General features: G+C 67.9%; 14 protein-coding genes. 9 read left to right on the top strand and 5 right to left on the bottom strand.

Annotated features, from left to right (window positions below; translation table 11 throughout):
• Positions 1-21 precede the first annotated feature (21 nt).
• A complete protein-coding gene (locus ACIBG5_RS38040; protein ID WP_396396654.1) occupies positions 22-636 on the top strand; it encodes an NADPH-dependent FMN reductase in 615 nt (204 codons plus the stop codon).
• Positions 637-664: 28 nt separating this feature from the next.
• Positions 665-1,510, top strand: a complete 846-nt coding sequence (locus tag ACIBG5_RS38035; RefSeq protein ID WP_396396653.1) for a class I SAM-dependent methyltransferase — start codon at positions 665-667, stop codon at positions 1,508-1,510.
• Here the strand turns inward: ACIBG5_RS38035 and ACIBG5_RS38030 are convergent.
• The 3 genes from ACIBG5_RS38030 to ACIBG5_RS38020 form a co-directional block, all read right to left on the bottom strand.
• Complete coding sequence (locus ACIBG5_RS38030) at positions 1,445-3,931, bottom strand: ABC transporter permease (protein WP_396396651.1); 2,487 nt, start codon at positions 3,929-3,931, stop codon at positions 1,445-1,447. The two genes, ACIBG5_RS38035 and ACIBG5_RS38030, sit on opposite strands and share 66 nt — an antisense overlap.
• Positions 3,928-4,731 (bottom strand): ABC transporter ATP-binding protein, encoded by an 804-nt coding sequence (locus tag ACIBG5_RS38025; RefSeq protein ID WP_396396650.1) that lies wholly within the window; start codon positions 4,729-4,731, stop codon positions 3,928-3,930. The genes ACIBG5_RS38030 and ACIBG5_RS38025 overlap by 4 nt, the downstream gene beginning before the upstream one ends.
• 79 nt (positions 4,732-4,810) lie before the next feature.
• A complete protein-coding gene (locus ACIBG5_RS38020) occupies positions 4,811-5,407 on the bottom strand; it encodes a TetR/AcrR family transcriptional regulator (RefSeq protein ID WP_396396648.1) in 597 nt (198 codons plus the stop codon).
• A gap of 106 nt (positions 5,408-5,513) precedes the next feature.
• Here ACIBG5_RS38020 and ACIBG5_RS38015 point away from each other — a divergent pair, with 106 nt between their 5' ends.
• From ACIBG5_RS38015 to ACIBG5_RS37995, 5 genes are all read left to right on the top strand, one after another.
• Complete coding sequence (locus tag ACIBG5_RS38015) at positions 5,514-6,509, top strand: hypothetical protein (protein WP_396396647.1); 996 nt, start codon at positions 5,514-5,516, stop codon at positions 6,507-6,509.
• Positions 6,510-6,692: 183 nt separating this feature from the next.
• Entirely contained in the window at positions 6,693-8,081 is a 1,389-nt protein-coding gene (locus ACIBG5_RS38010; RefSeq protein WP_396396646.1) for an extracellular solute-binding protein, read from the top strand.
• 27 nt (positions 8,082-8,108) lie between these two features.
• On the top strand, positions 8,109-9,050 hold the full coding sequence (locus ACIBG5_RS38005; RefSeq protein ID WP_396396644.1) for a carbohydrate ABC transporter permease: 942 nt from the start codon (positions 8,109-8,111) through the stop codon (positions 9,048-9,050).
• On the top strand, positions 9,047-9,874 hold the full coding sequence (locus ACIBG5_RS38000) for a carbohydrate ABC transporter permease (protein WP_360444606.1): 828 nt from the start codon (positions 9,047-9,049) through the stop codon (positions 9,872-9,874). The genes ACIBG5_RS38005 and ACIBG5_RS38000 overlap by 4 nt, the downstream gene beginning before the upstream one ends.
• Positions 9,875-10,021: 147 nt before the next feature.
• Complete coding sequence (locus ACIBG5_RS37995) at positions 10,022-11,530, top strand: carboxylesterase/lipase family protein (RefSeq protein WP_396396643.1); 1,509 nt, start codon at positions 10,022-10,024, stop codon at positions 11,528-11,530.
• 12 nt (positions 11,531-11,542) lie between these two features.
• On the opposite strand, the gene ACIBG5_RS37990 is transcribed toward ACIBG5_RS37995, so the two are convergent.
• On the bottom strand, positions 11,543-12,439 hold the full coding sequence (locus ACIBG5_RS37990; protein ID WP_396396642.1) for a helix-turn-helix domain-containing protein: 897 nt from the start codon (positions 12,437-12,439) through the stop codon (positions 11,543-11,545).
• Between the two features lie 150 nt (positions 12,440-12,589).
• Between ACIBG5_RS37990 and ACIBG5_RS37985 the strand changes: the two genes are divergently transcribed.
• Both ACIBG5_RS37985 and ACIBG5_RS37980 read left to right on the top strand, forming a co-directional pair.
• Positions 12,590-13,585: an aldo/keto reductase gene (locus ACIBG5_RS37985; RefSeq protein WP_396396640.1), complete on the top strand. Its 996-nt coding sequence runs from the start codon at positions 12,590-12,592 to the stop codon at positions 13,583-13,585.
• Between the two features lie 50 nt (positions 13,586-13,635).
• Positions 13,636-14,451 carry an aldo/keto reductase gene (locus ACIBG5_RS37980; RefSeq protein WP_396396638.1) on the top strand — a complete coding sequence of 272 codons (816 nt, stop codon included), beginning with the start codon at positions 13,636-13,638 and terminating at the stop codon, positions 14,449-14,451.
• On the opposite strand, the gene ACIBG5_RS37975 is transcribed toward ACIBG5_RS37980, so the two are convergent.
• Positions 14,441-15,448: a hypothetical protein gene (locus tag ACIBG5_RS37975; RefSeq protein WP_396396637.1), complete on the bottom strand. Its 1,008-nt coding sequence runs from the start codon at positions 15,446-15,448 to the stop codon at positions 14,441-14,443. The two genes, ACIBG5_RS37980 and ACIBG5_RS37975, sit on opposite strands and share 11 nt — an antisense overlap.
• Positions 15,449-15,478: the final 30 nt, after the last annotated feature.

The raw sequence follows: 15,478 nt of genomic DNA, 5'->3' as shown, positions 1-15,478 counted from the left end.
CGAGTTCAGGAGCTGGATCAGATGCCTTCAGTCGCGTTCGAACCGCAGGTCGTTCCGGATCCACCGGTCTGGCCGCAGTCAGTCGTCACCGTGGTCGGCAACCCGAGACCGGGCTCGCGGACGGCCGCGGCCGCGGCGTCGGTTGCGGAGTTGCTCGCCTCCGAGCTTGGTACGCCGTACCGGATCGACGAACTGGTCGACCTGGTGACGTTCGCGCCGGCGATCTTCCAGGGAGAGAACGCCGGCGAGCAGCAGCGGGCGGCGTTGGAGAGCGCGATCGACCTCGTGTCTTCGGCGTCCGTGATCGTGATCGCGACCCCGGTCTACAAGGGCAGTTACACCGGACTGCTGAAGAGCTTCCTGGATGTGTTGCGGCCACAGGCGCTGGCGGGCGCGGTGGTGGTGCCGGTCACAGTATCCGCGGCGCCCAGCCACAAGTTGCTGGCGGATCAGCACTTGCGGCCGGTGCTGGCCGAGTTGGCGGCGAGTGTGCCGGTGCCTGGCGTGATCCTGGAGGAGCGCGATCTCGAGGATCTCCAGGTGGTGCTGTCGGGCTGGATCCGCGACAACGCCGGCATCATCCAGGCCACCACGATCGCCCTCCAACCAGTCGCGGAGCCCACACCTGCCCAATGACGCAGGAGGTCGGTCTTACAGTCGGGACGTGGACGACCAGGAGCGGTTGGAGCGGAACCGGGAGGCGTGGGATCTGCGCGTTGGGGCGCACCTCGGGTCGGAGTTCTACGACCTCGAGGGATTCAAGGCGGGCGGGAGTTCGCTGCGGTCGTTCGAGGTCGAGGCGCTGGGCGAGGTGCGCGGCAAGAGGCTGCTTCATCTGATGTGTCACTTCGGGTTGGACACGTTGTCCTGGGCCCGGATGGGTGCAGAGGTGACCGGCGTGGACTTCTCGGGAGAGGCAGTGGCGGCCGCCCGGCGGCTGGCGGACGAAGTGGGGCTGCCGGCACGCTTCGTTCAGGCGGATGTGTACGACGTGGCCGACATACTCGAGGCCGAGTCGTACGACGTGGTGGTGGCGACGTACGGGGTGTTGGTCTGGCTGCCGGATCTTGCCGAGTGGGCTCGGGTGGTGGCGCGGCTGCTGCGTCCCGGCGGCGTGCTGTTCGTCGCCGAGTTCCATCCGATGCAGAGTCTCGTCGACGGCGAGTTGCGGATCAGTACGTCGTACTTCCGGACCGGGGCGGCCGATCGGGATGTGGCGGCGAGCTACACCGGGCAAGAGCTTCCGGCGCACGTGCAGAGCACCTGGCCGTGGACGGTGGGTGGGCTGGTGACGGCGCTCGCCGGTGCTGGGTTGCGGATCGAGCGGTTGGACGAACTGCCGGTGGACCTGCGCCAGCGCCATCCGCGGATGGCGCTGGGCGACGACGGTCTGTGGCGACTGCCGGGCGATCCGATTCCTCTCCTGCTGACCTGTCTGGCTCGATCAGTCGGCGTGGGTGGGTTGGGTGGGGGAGTGGCGGAGGGCGGCGGTGGCCGGGAGCAGCGTTGAGCCAAAGGTGAGTACGGCGGCGGCGCCGACGATCACCAGGAAGATCCACAGCGGTCCGGTGGGGATGGCGCTGGTGGAGACGGCGGCCGAGAACGGGAGCAGGCAGGCCAGGGCGACCAGGGTGCCGAGGGTGATGCCGGCCAGGGTGACCAGCGTGCTCTCGGTGGTGAGCATGCGCAGGACCTGCATGCGGGTCGAACCGGTGAGCCGCTGCAGAGCGAACTCGCGGCGGCGCCGCAACGTGGTGGAGACCAGCGTGTTGACGACCGAGACCGCGGTGTACGCGATCAGCATGCCGACCAGCATGTAGTTGACCCACGCCTGTGTCTGCAGGTCCTCGGCGTTCGCGGCGACCAGAGTGTCCCGATCGGCGACCTGTACGCCGGGATGCGTGGCAGCCACCTTCGCGAGCGCCGGCCGTACGTCGGCACCTGGTGTGGAGCGAACCAGGATCTGCTTGGTCAGACCGTCGGTGGTGTGCGCGGCGACCAGCGTGGCCGGCAGGATGATGCTCTCGTAGCCGCGCTCGGCCGCGAATGTGGCGACCACCCGCAGCTTCACCGAGGTCCCGTCGCCGAGCGTCATGGTGATGTCCGAACCGACTCCACGGTCCATCTTCCCCGCGACGTAGTCGGGCAGCGCCACGGTCGATCCGGTCAGGCCGGCAAGCGATCCACTGGTCACCTGCACCGGAGCCGTACCGTCCTTGCCTTGGGCATCCACGCCGAGCAGAGGCGCGCCGTCCTCGTCGAACGGAGCGTTGCGAGGCTCGTCGATCACGCCGGTACTGCGGACGAACGCCGAGGCACTCGCCACACCGGGAACCGCACGGACCTGGTCGACCAGCGCGGGCGACATACCGGCCTCGGAGACCAGTACGGTGTCGGCTTTCAGATCACGGGTGAAGGCCTCGGACGCCGCATCCATCTGAGTGGTCTGCATATAGAGGTTGGCGGTCGAGATGCCGACGGCAAGCATCACGGGCATGACCGCGGCCGACATCGCGACCGATCGTGCCGTGACGTTGCGGATCGCCAGCCGCCCGTTCACCCGGGTCAGCAGTTGCACGGGCCAGCGCCAGATCGCAAGCACAGCCTTGGTCCAGAAGGGGCCGAGCAGAGCGACGCCGATCGCCCAGCAGAGTACGGACGGTCCGGCGGTAGCACCGGCGAGCGGACCGGTCATCACGGCTGCGGTGACGATCAGCAGCGCCAGTCCACCGCCGAGGGCCAGCAGGCCGAAGAGCAGACGGATCCAGCCGAACCACTTCCGCTGCAACGACGCCTCGACCAGCGCCTCGACCGGCTTGATCTTCGCCGACTTGCGGGCCGCGATCAGGGCCGCACCGATGGCCGCGAGAACAGCGGCGCCCGCGCCGGCCGCGAACGGGATCATGCCCTGGGAGAACTCGACCACCGGCGACGCGACGCCGTGCGAGCCCAACTCCTCGAACAGGAACCGGCCCAGGAAGACGCCAGGCACCACGCCGACCAGGACCGCCGGGATCGACACCAGCATGGACTCGCCAAGGATCATCCGGCGAACCTGGCCGGGCGTCGTACCGATACCGCGCAGCAGGGCGAACTCGCGCTCGCGGTGCTGTGCCGACAGCGCCAGCGTGGACGCGACCACGAACATCATCGTCATCGCCGCGATGCCGCCGAAGGAGCCGGCGATGGAGATCAGCGCGACACGCTGCGCCTCGGTGCCAGGGTGCTCGGCCAGACCACGGTCGATGCCGGTGCTGACGGTGATGCCACCGTCGATCGCCTTGATCCGGTCCTTCACCTTGTCGACATCGGTGCCAGGATCAAGCAGTACGCCGACGTCCGCGAACCGCGCGGGATTGCCGGCCAGCTGGCGGGCCTCATGGTCGGAGAAGAACGCATGCCCGGCAGGGCCCTGCGCGATGCCGCTGACCGTGAAGGTCTCAGGATTGCCGTCGATGACATAGGTGACCCGGTCACCGACCTTCGTGCCCGCTGTCGTGCTGACGACCTGACCGGTGGTCGGCGCACGACCGGAGGTCAGTTTGTACGGCGCCAGTGTGGCGGACGACCAGTTGTGGCCTTCAGCAACCGTGAGACCACTGGAGCGGAGGACCGAAGCAGGGAAGGTCAGGTCGCCGATCGCGTCCGAAACCCCTTCGACAGAACGAATCCTGGAAACAAGGTCGGTCGGAACGCCGACACGCTCGGGCAGCGCTGTCGCGTCCTCGGCGCCCGGCCGCAGGTGCGACTGCTTGCCGGTGACAACGATAGGGGCGGCGGCGAGGCGTTCGGGGGAGACGTTGGAGCGGATCCCGGTCTCCATCAGACCGCCGCAGGCCATCACGATCGCGGTACCGAACACGACCGCCACGAAAGTGGCGATGAAGCCGCCCTTGCGGAATCGCAGAGTGCGGACGGCCAGGCGCATCATCGGGCCACGACCTGCAGGTTGGACCGCGCGCCGAGGTGGGTCATCCGGTCCGCCACGGCCTCGGCCGTCGGCGCGAACAGACTGCCGGCCAGTACGCCGTCGGCCAGGAACACGACCTGGTCGGCGTACGAGGCGGCGACCGGGTCGTGGGTGACCATCACCACCGTCTGGCCCTGCGTGCGGACCGGCTCGCGCAGCAGTTGAAGGACGTCGGCCGCGGTCTGGGTGTCCAGGGCGCCGGTCGGCTCGTCGGCGAAGATCACCGCCGGGCGGGCGACCAGTGCGCGGGCGATCGCGACGCGCTGCTGCTGACCACCGGACAGCTCGCCGGGGCGGTGCTTGTGGCGATCACCGAGGCCGACGCGGTCGAGGACCTGACGGACCGCGGCGCGGTTCGGGCGGCGGCCGTCCAGTTCCAGCGGCAGGCAGACGTTCTGCCAGACCGTCAGCGCGGGCAGCAGGTTGAACGACTGGAACACGAAGCCGATCCGGTCGCGGCGCAGCTCGGTGAGCTTGCGCTCGTTCAGGTCGGCCAACGGCTGGCCGTCGATCAGCACGCTGCCCGACGTCGGCCGGTCGAGACCGGCGGCGCAGTGCAGGAACGTGCTCTTGCCGGAGCCGGACGGTCCCATCACCGCGGTGAAGGTGCCGCGCGCGAAACCGATGGAGATGCCGTTGAGGGCGGTGACCGCGTTGCCGCCGCGACCGTAGACCCGTCGTACGTCCTGCAGGAGCACCGAGTGCTCGCTCATGGCGGCCGCTTCCTGCGCGCGCCTCATCCGTCGCGTCGTCTTCGTCATGCCGTTGACGCTACGGAGCCGGAACCGGTCCCCCCAGGGTGCTGGACCGCCGCTCAGGGTGGATGAAAGTCCACCCCCGTCAGGGGCGGAACAGGGCCTTCAGCCCGGCGGTGTAGGTGTCCGGGGTGACGTCGCCGATGAGCAGGCGCTGGAGCACGAAGCCCGGCAGCATGCCGAACATGACCTGGGCGATGTACTTGGGGTCGGTGTCCGGGTCGACGGTGCCGTCGGCCTGGGCCCGGCGTACGACGTCCTCGAAGTGCTCCCGGAGCAGCAGGTACTTGCCGCCGGCGATGTCCAGGATGGCGGGGTTGTGCAGCGCCTCGGCCCACGCCTGGACCGCGACCCTGGTGACGTCGCCGCCGGGCCGTTCGGCGATGGAGACCGCGTGGTTGAGCGCCGCCTCCAGTGCGGCCAGCGGCGTCAGCGGTTGCTCGGTCGTGAGGATCTTCTCGAAAAGTTCGTCGACGGTGCCGAGGGCTTCCTCGGCGATGGCCGCGACGATCTCCTCCTTGCTCTTGAAGTAGCCGTAGACCGCGCCGGCGGACAGGCCGGACGCACGGATCACGTCGGCCATCGTCGTCTTGTGGAAACCCTGCTCGACCACGCAGGTACGGGCCGCGGCGACGATCTGCGCCCGGCGCGCCACGCGGTGTTCCTCCGTGACCTTCGGCATAGCGCGAACATAAAACGAATGTCCGTTCTTGACAAGTTGCCCTTCGATGTTCCAGGCTCGAATCAATAAAGAACGATCATTCGGTTTTAACGAAGGAGTCCTCCTCATGTCCGCTGAGGTGCAGGGCGACCGCCGTCGGCCGCCTGTGGTCGCGGTCGTACTCATGCTGACCGCACTGCTCACTGTCCTGCTGATCGCGTTCGCCTGGCCGGCCGCACGGTCCGAACCGCGCAACGTCCCGCTCGCCGTGGCCGGTCCCGCGCCGGCCGTCGCCCAGGTCGAGAACGGTCTCGAGCAGGCGATGCCCGGTGGTTTCGAGGTCACCGCCGTACCGGATCGGGCCACCGCGGTGCAGAAGATCCAGGATCGGGACGTGTACGGCGCGATCGTGCTCGACCCGCAGCAGCCCGAGCTGCTGACCGCGTCGGCCGGCGCTCCCGCGGTCGCGCAGATCCTCACGCAGCTGTCGAGCCGGTTGTCGCCGGACAACCCGCCCAAGCTCACCGACGTCGTACCACTGCCGAAAGACGATCCGCGGGGTGCCGGTCTGGCCGCGGGTGCGTTGCCGCTCGTGCTCGGTGGGATCATCGCGGCCGGCGCGCTGACCCAGTTGGTGCGGTCGGGTCGGCGGCGCATGGTCGGTGCCATCGTGTTCTCGATCACGGGCGGTCTCGCGCTGGCCGCCGTACTGCAGTACTGGCTCGGCTCGTTCGCGGGCAGCTACCTGGCCAACTCCGGCGTGATCGCGTTGTCGATCGCGGCCGTGAGCCTGACGCTGCTCGGTCTGGAGTGGCTGCTCGGTACGGCGGGGCTCGCGCTCGGAGCCGCAGTGATGATGTTGCTCGGCAACCCGCTGTCAGGTCTGACGAGTGCACCAGAAATGCTGCCGAGCGGTTGGGGTGCTCTGGGCCAGCTGTTGCCGCCAGGCGCCGCGGGTACGGCGCTACGTTCGGTGAGCTTCTTCGACGGCGCGGGAGTCGGGCGTCCGCTGCTCGTCCTCGGGTGCTGGCTGGTCGCCGGGCTGCTGTTCTGTTCACTCGGCGCGATGAGGTCGCAGCGCGTCGTACACGCCCGCCACGAGGCGAAGCCCGTTACTGTCTGAACAAAGTTCCGGCGCGGTGATCGGATTGTTACGCTCCGGTGGCCGCGTCGAGGCGTACCGGCCGCGACAACGTTGTCTGTCAAGCATTGACTTCCCGGCCCCGGGCCTCCTACCGTCGCGACATTGACCGCTGGATTTCGGTCGGGGTACCGGGATGACAACGATTGCCCGAAGGTGGACGTGATGACAAGGAAACGTTTCAAGGCAGCGGCCGCCGTGAGCGCGTTGCTTTTGCTGGCGGTCTCGGCCTGCAGCCAGGGTTCGACGACCAAGCAGCCGGAGGCGGGCAGCTCGCAGAGCGCCGGCCCGGCGAACATCAAGATCGCCTACCAGCAGTGGGGCCCGGGCGTCGTGATGAAGAACTTCCTGACCGGTGTGAAGACCGAGTACGAGGCGGCCAACCCCGGGTCGAAGGTCGAGATCCTGCCGATCGTCGCCAGTGAGAACGACTACTACACCAAGCTCCAGCTGATGATGCGGTCGCCGAACACCGCCCCGGACGTGGTGTACGAAGACACGTTCCTGATCAACTCCGACATCACCGCGGGCTACCTGCGGCCGCTCGACGACTACATCAAGAACTGGGACCAGTGGGGCCAGTTCGAGGAGACCGCCAAGGGCGCGGCGAAGGCGCTGGACGGCAAGACGTACGGCATCCCGGACGGCACCGACACTCGCGCACTGTGGTACAACAAACAGCTCTTCGCGAAGGCCGGGCTTCCCGCCGACTGGCAGCCGAAGTCGTGGGACGACGTACTGTCCGCCGCTCGGACCATCAAGCAGAAGGTCCCCGGCGTCATCCCGATGAACGTGTACTCCGGCAAGCCGATGGGTGAAGCCTCGGCCATGCAGGGCTTCGAGATGCTGCTGTACGGCACCAAGGACACGCTGTACAACAACGACCAGCAGAAGTGGGTCGTCGGCAGCCAGGGCTTCAAGGACGCGCTGAACTTCGTCAAGACCGTCTACTCCGAGGGCCTCGGCCCGTCGCCGAAGCAGGCGCTCGACCCGAACATGGGCAGCAAGGTCGGCACCGAACTGCTGCCGGGCGGCAAGCTCGCGATCGCGCTGGACGGCTCCTGGATCTACGGCAACTGGCAGAAGACCGGTGCGAAGCCGTGGCCGCAGTGGACCGACGTAATGGGCCAGACCGCGATGCCGACCCAGGACGGCAGCGGCAAGGGCAAGGTCAGCCTCTCCGGTGGCTGGACCTGGGCGATCCCGGCCAAGTCGAAGAATCCCGACGCGGCCTGGAACCTCATCAAGACCCTGCAGACCCAGAAGAACGCGGCCAAGTACGCCACCGACGGCGCGCAGATCGCGGTCCGCAAGGACGTCGCCAGCGACGCCGGGTACAAGAGCTCCTCGAAGAGCACCCAGTTCTTCACCGACCTGGTCTCCGTCACCGTGTACCGGCCGGCGTACGCCGAGTACCCGAAGGTCTCCAACGAGATCATCACCGCGATGGAGGCGGTGATGACCGGCCAGTCCTCGCCGGATGATGCCGCGAAGACGTACGACGAAGCGGTCGAAGGCATCGTCGGCAAGGACAAGACCACTCAGGGCCAGTAACCCCGGCCCGGCGAAGGAATCTCCCACGTGACGACGACTGTCGCTCCCACTTCGGCCGCGTCCGCTCCTCCCGGCAAGTCCGCCGGGAAGAGCGGGCGGCCGAAGGCGGCGAAGCTGTTCCGGATGTTGCCGTTGAGCCCGGCGATCGGGTTGATGCTGGTCTTCCTGGCCGGCCCGATCATCTACTGCGTGTACGCCGCGTTCACCAACATGGCGTTGACTGGCACAGGTGCGGCGAACGTGAAGTTCGTTGGCCTGGACAACTTCCGTAAGGCCTTCGGCAGCGGCGCGTTCACCAACGCGATCTGGCTGACCCTGGTGTTCACGCTGATCTCCGCGATCATCGGCCAGAACACTCTCGGGCTCGGCCTCTCGCTGCTGATGCGCCGGTCCACGAAGGTGGTCCGCAACTTCGTCGGGACCGCGGTCATCGGTGCGTGGGTGCTGCCCGAGGTGGTGGCGGCGTACCTGCTCAGCGCGTTCTTCAACGACGAGGGCACGCTGAACGTGATGCTGCACGCGGTCGGCCTGCCCGGCCAGGACTGGTTGTACGCGGCACCGATCATCGCGGTGTCGCTGGCCAACATCTGGCGCGGTACGGCGTTCTCGATGCTCGTGTACTCCGCCGCGTTGAGCGAAGTACCCAAGGAGATCGAGGAGTCGGCCGAGATGGACGGCGCCTCCGGCTGGCGGCGGCTGCTGTTCGTGACGCTGCCGATGATCAGCCGGGCGGTCATGACCAACCTGATGCTGATCACGCTGCAGACGCTGAGCGTCTTCGGCCTGATCTACGCGATGACCCGCGGCGGCCCGGGCACGAAGAGCCAGACGTTGCCGCTGTACATGTACGAGCAGGCGTTCAGCTTCTCCCAGATCGGCTACGGTACGGCGATCGCCCTGGTGATGCTGGCGATCGGCGCGGTCTTCTCGCTGATCTACCTGCGTGGACTCAACTCGGAGGCAGCGTGATAGCCCGCGACCGGATCAGCAAGGTGGCCGGCAACCTGGTGTTGCTGGCGATCGGCGTGCTGTTCGTGCTGCCGTTGCTGTGGGTGCTGTTCGCGTCGATCAACCGGACCGCGGGTCTGCGGGTCGAGTTCCCGACGCATCCGACGCTCGGCAACTTCAAGGCGGTGCTGAACACCGACACGACGTACCGGCCGGTGCTCAACGGCATCGTGCTGTGCGGTGGTGCGGCCCTGCTGACGATGATTTGTGCGGTGCTGGCGGCGTACCCGCTGTCCCGCTTCAAGTCGAAGTTCAACCGGCCGTTCCTGCTGACCGTCCTGTTCTGCACCGGGCTGCCGATCACCGCCGTCATGGTGCCGGTCTACGGCCTGTTCGTTCAGCTGAACCTGGTGGACACGCTCGGCGGCACGATCATGTTCATGGCGACCGCCTCGCTGCCGTTTGCGATCTGGCTGACCAAGACGTTCATGGACGGCGTACCGATCTCGCTCGAGGAAGCGGCCTGGGTGGACGGTGCCGGCAACATGCAGGCGCTGGCACGGATCGTGCTGCCGCTGATGTGGCCCGGGATCGCCGTGGTGCTGATCTTCACCTTCATCGGCATGTGGGGGAACTTCTTCGTCCCGTTCATGTTGTTGCTGTCGCCCGAACGCTTGCCTGCCTCGGTCAGCATCTTCACGTTCTTCGGCCAGTACGGCGAGCCGAACTACGGGCAACTGGCGGCGTACTCCCTCATCTACACCATGCCCGTCCTCCTCCTCTACCTCCTCCTCAGCAAGAAACTAGGCGGCGCCTTCGCCCTCGGCGGAGCCATCAAGGGCTAAGGACACCGCTCGCGAAAGGACACCGCTCCGCGGCGGCTGTCCTTCGGCCGCCTCCGGCTTTAGTGGCTGGCTGCGGTTTCGACGTGGTGGGACGATCCGCGGGGCGGGGCGTTGGTTGTTCTCGCCCATTCGTGGAGGGAGGCGGTGATGGCCGTCAGCGCGGAGCCTGAGGTTCGTACGGGGGCTGGGGTGTTGCGTGGGGGGTGGGCGGCGGGGGTGGCGGTCTTTCGGGGTGTGCCGTATGCCGAGTCGCCGGTTGGTGCGCTGCGGTTTGCGGCGCCGCGGGCTGTGGGTGGTTGGACTGGGGTGCGGGCGGCGGATTCGTACGGGCCGCCGCCTCCGCAGGCGGGCGTGCTTGCGACGGGTGCGCGCAAGGAGGAGGGTGCGGGCGACGACTGGCTTTCGGTGAACGTGTGGTCGCCCGATCCGGCGCCGGGGGCCGGTTTGCCTGTGCTGGTGTGGATTCCGGGCGGCGGGTATGCGGTTGGGACGTCCAGTCTTCCGGAGTTCGATGGTGGTCGGCTGGCTGCTGGTGGTGTGGTCGTGGTGACGCTCAACTATCGGCTGGGCGTGGAGGGGTTCGTGCAGATCGACGGCGCCCCTGCCAACCGGGGGCTGCTCGACCAGGTTGCCGCGCTGGAGTGGGTGCGCGACAACATCCGGGGCTTCGGCGGTGACCCGGATCGGGTGACGGTTTTCGGGCAGTCGGCGGGTGGCGGATCGGTCGCCGCGCTCCTGGCCATGCCACGGGCGGCCGGGCTGTTCCGTCGGGCCGTCGCACAGAGCGTGCCGGGGACGTTCTTCTCGCCGGAGCTTGCCGCCGACATCGCCGCCGCCTGCGCTGCCGAATTGGGGGTGCGGCCAACGATGGCCGATCTGTCCGCCGTGGAGCCGGCTCTGTTGTCCGCCGCGGGCGACGCCGTGTTCGCGAAGATGGATGAGTGGAAGGACCGTTGGGGCCCGATCACCTACCGGCGGATCCCGTACGCTCCCGTGGTCGACGGCGACGTACTCCCGGCGACGCCGTGGGAGGCCTTGGCCGACGGAGCAGGCCGGGACGTCGATCTGCTGATCGGGCATGTCCGTGACGAGCACCGGCTGTTCAGCCTGATCGAGGGCGTGCTGGGCCAGGTGACCGAGGAGCAGGCCGAGACTGCGTTGCGGACCCTCGCCCCGGACGGCGGCCGCGGCTACCGCGAGGCGTTCCCGGCCGCCGGTCCGGAGGAGCTCTATGAATTGGTCAACTCTGACTGGCTGTTCCGCATGCCGACGCTCCACCTCGCCCAGGTGCACGCCGCCTCGGGCGGACGTACCCACTTCTACGAGCTGACCTGGCCCGCCCCGGGCTTGGGCGGAGGACTCGGTGCCTGCCACGGCCTCGACGTACCCCTCGTCTTCGGCAACCTGAGCAGCGGCCAGCCCGCCTTACTGATCGGCGATCCCCCGTCCGCGGAGGCGGAGGCGCTGTCCGCACGGATCCGCACCGCCTGGACGTCCTTCGCCACCAACGGCGACCCCGGCTGGCCGACGTACGACGACCAACGCCTCGTCCAACTCCTCGACTCCCAATCCACCGTCACCACCTACCCAGAGGAAGCCTCCCGCCTCCTGTGGCAGCACCACACCTTCCCAGCCCTCCCACTGATCGACCGGTAACGATCGAAGGCTTCACGCAGTACCGGAAGTCGGTTGCTCTCTTGCAGTAGCGCTCGAAATCCAGCTGCCGAGGAGGTTGAGGGCGTCGGCGGATGGTGAGGCTGGCTCGGGGGTGTACGCGGTGAGGGTGAGGCCGGCGTCGGCGGACAGTTCCAGGGCTTCGAAGTCCAGGGTGAGTTCGCCGACGACGGGGTGGCGGAAGCTCTTGGTACCGGTGCGGTGCAGGCGGACGTTCTGGTCGGCCCAGCGGGTGCGGAAGTCGTCGCTGCGGGTGCTGAGTTCGCCGATCAACTCGGTGAGGTCGTTGTTGTACGGATCGCGGCCGGCCTCGGTGCGCAGGATGGCGACGTTGGTGTTGGCGGACAGAGCCCAGTCGGGGTAGAAATCGCGGGCGTTGGGGTCGAGGAAGCCGAATCGGGCGAAGTTCGGTGCTCGGCCGGGAGCGGTGACAGCGCTGTCGAAGATCGGTGCGAACAGAGCCCGGCCGAGCGCGTTGGCGGCGAGGATGTCGAGGCGGCCGTTGCGGACGAGCGCGGGTGTGGCCGCCATTCCGTCGAGGATCCGCTGAACGGCGGGCCGGACTCGCCGTGCGGGTTCCCGGCGAGGAGTTCGGCTGCTGGAATTCGCGGTGCGGGCGAGATCGAACAGGTACGTGCGCTCGGCCTCGTCGAGCTGAAGAGCGTCGGAGATGCCGTGCAGTACGGTCTCGGAGACGCCGGAGATGTTGCCCTTCTCGATCCGCGCGTAGTAGTCGACGCTGAGTCCGGCCAGCATCGCGACTTCCTCGCGGCGCAGGCCCGGTACGCGCCGATTACCCCCGTAGTGCTGCAGCCCAGCCTGCTCCGGGGTGACCTTTCCCCGCCGGCTGACGAGGAAGTCGCGCACCTGCTTCCGGTTCTCGGTGCCCATGCCTTCCAGCGTACGAACCCGGTTGCCGGCGAGGGGGGTTCTGTCAGAACCCGGTTCAGCCCGACCTCCCGCGCATCGATCGATCCGCGTTGACTGGACGCCGTACGGCGAAGGTCCCGGGCAGCCACCAGCGAATCAGGAGAACAGACCATGCACGAACGCACCCTTGGCACTGGCGGCCTGACGGTCTCGGCCGTTGGGCTCGGTTGTATGACGATGACCGGTGGCTACGGCGGTCGACCCGACCGGCCGGAGATGATCAGGCTGCTGCACGCCGCCGTGGATCTCGGTGTCACCTTCTTCGACACCGCGGAGATCTACGGCCCGCACGCGAACGAAGAGCTTGTCGGCGAGGCGCTCGCGCCGTACCTGGACCGCGTGACCATCGCGACGAAGTTCGCGTCCGACATCGATCCGGTGGAACGCAAGCCGCGAGGCCGGATGCTGCGCCCCGACCAACTCGCCGGCGTCGTCGAGGGCTCGCTGCGGCGGCTCGGAGTCGACGCGATCGACCTCTACTACCAGCATCGGGTCAACCCGGACGTTGCGATCGAGGAGTTCGCCGGGGCGGTGAAGGAACTGATCGAGGCCGGCAAGGTCAAGCGCTACGGGATGTCCGAGGCAGCGGCCGGTACGATCCGTCGCGCCCACGCCGTACAGCCGGTGACAGCGATCCAGAGCGAGTACTCACTGTGGTGGCGACGTCCTGAGCAGGAGGTCCTGGCCACCTGCGAAGAACTCGGCATCGGGTTCGTCCCTTACAGCCCACTCGGCAAGGGATTCCTCACCGGAACTGTCAGTACGTCGAGCAGTTTCGACAAGGACAACGACCTGCGGGCACGCATTCCGCGCTTCGGCGCCGACGCCCTGCAGCACAACATCGCCATGGTCGAGCTGGTGCAATCCTTCGCGACCGCGAAGGAGGTCACGCCGGCGCAGATCGCGCTCGCGTGGCTGCTCGCCCAGGAGCCGTGGATCGTCCCGATTCCCGGCACGACCAAGCTGCACCGGATCGAAGAGAACATCGCCGCCGCCGACGTCACACTGTCCACCGACGAGGTGGCTCAGCTCACCGAGGCGTCGGCGCAGATCGAGATCGAGGGTGGCCGCTACCCGGACGAACTCGAGGCCCAGACCAACCTGTAGCCGATCCGTCGTACTGTCGCTCTCGGCAGAGGACTTGGTTGGTTGGAGGCGTGGTGGTGGAGCTTGTCGGGCGGGTTGGGCTTGGGGTTGCTGGGCTGTCGATGGTGCCTCGGGATCGGGCTGCTGATCTGGCGATGATCCGGGCCGGAATCGCTGCGGGTACGGCGATTCTCGACACTGCGCGGGCGTATGCCCAGGTCGATGCGCCGTTGTACGGCGAGGAGCTTGCGGCGGAAGCGGCTCGCGGTACGGGCGTGATCGTCGGGACGAAGGGCGGCCATTCGCGGACGGGCGCGACCACGTGGGACGCGGACATCAGCGCCGGCCGGATCCGGGCGGACGTGGAGACAAGTCTGCGGGTGTTCGGAGGCGAGCGGCTCGAGCTGTACTACCTGCACCGGGTCGACCTCGCCGAACAACCTGTCGAAGAGGGCATCTCGGCCCTGGCGGCTCTCCGCGACGAAGGCAAGCTGGCCCGGATCGGTTTGTCGAACGTCACCGTGGCCGATCTCGAACGCGCGACCGCGATCACTCGAGTTGACGCCGTACAGAATCTGCACAGTGCGATGGGACGCGAGTCAGCTGAGGTCCTCGCGTGGTGCGAAGCAGGCCAGGTCCCGTTCTTCGCCTACTCGCCGCTGCGTTCGTCGGCCACTGCGCCACGGCTGGCGGCGATGGCAGCCGCACGCGGCGTCTCCCGGCAACGCCTGCAACTGCGCGCCCTCCTCGCGTCGTCTCCCGTCCTGTCGGTGATCTCGGGCGCAACCCGCCCCGAGACCGTCCTCGATTCGCTCGCCGCCGAGTCCGAGCCTTGGGACGAAGACCTCCAGACCGCCTACGAAGAAGACGTTGCGATCACGGCTTAGGCGGTGTGAGTGCTTCCAGGCGTTGGTGGAGGGTCCGGAGAGTGTCGGCGGAGTCGGTGCGGATCGCTTCCGGGATTTCGTCGAGCACCTGCCAGTACTCGAGTTTCTCGGTGAAGGTCCATTCCAGTTGGAAGCACGCGACCCAGGCGCGGGCCGAACACACGAGGATCCGGAAGGCCCAGACTGTGCGCTCGTTGTCGTCGGTGGGCGCCGCGTCCGCGAGCGCCTTGAGGACACCCTTGTGGGCTTCGGCTGCGACCGTGGCGGGCTCGCGTTCGTGCCACGCGTCGCGGAGCGCCGCCGTTGAGCGTTCGAGCGCGAACGCGACCAGCGCGCCGACCCCGGTCTGAATCATCGCGTCCAGTTGCGGGTCGCCCGCGACCAACTCGGAGACCGACTGCGACCCGACCGCGGTGCCGAGCACCAGGAAGAGTCTGACGATGAAGCTGAACAGCCGGCTGAGGCGCGAGTGGTCCTTGGTGATCTCGATGTGCTGCAGCTGCGCGCGGAGCTGTTTGATGGCTCGCAGCGCCGTACGGCGATCCGCGCGCGACCGGCGGGTGGCGAGCGCGAGGATGTCGTCGATCTCGTCGGCCGGGATGCCGAGCAGATCCGCCACGTCCGCGAACGGCAGCTCTGCCAGCAACGCGGCCGCGGCCGTCCCCTGAGTGGACTTCTTGGTCTGACGCCGGGACCGCTTCGGCTCTCCGGCGTGGACCCGTTCGGCGACGAGGTCGAGCAGGTCGTCCAGCCCGCGTACGACGTCCTGCAGCGCGGTGTCCGCGGTCTTCCAGCGGTAGCTGGCGAGCGCGCTCGTACGCCGGAAGTCGTCCTGCACCACCTGCTGCAGCTCCTCCGGCCACCCGGCAACCGCAACCTCCGGCGGCTCCTCGAACGCCGGCAAGTCCGTCGCCCCAGGAGTAAAAGGCGGAGCACCGGCCTCGGAGCGCGCTACCTCTTCGTTCCTCTTCCCCTGGCCCGGCACGATGAAGCTCACCCCCCAACCTTACGTGCGACCGCCGGTCAC

Source organism: Kribbella sp. NPDC050241 (assembly GCF_044459685.1).
Taxonomy (GTDB): Bacteria; Actinomycetota; Actinomycetes; order Propionibacteriales; family Kribbellaceae; genus Kribbella.
The sequence above is the reverse complement of the archived record's forward strand: the minus strand, read 5'-3'. Positions and strand labels throughout refer to the sequence as shown.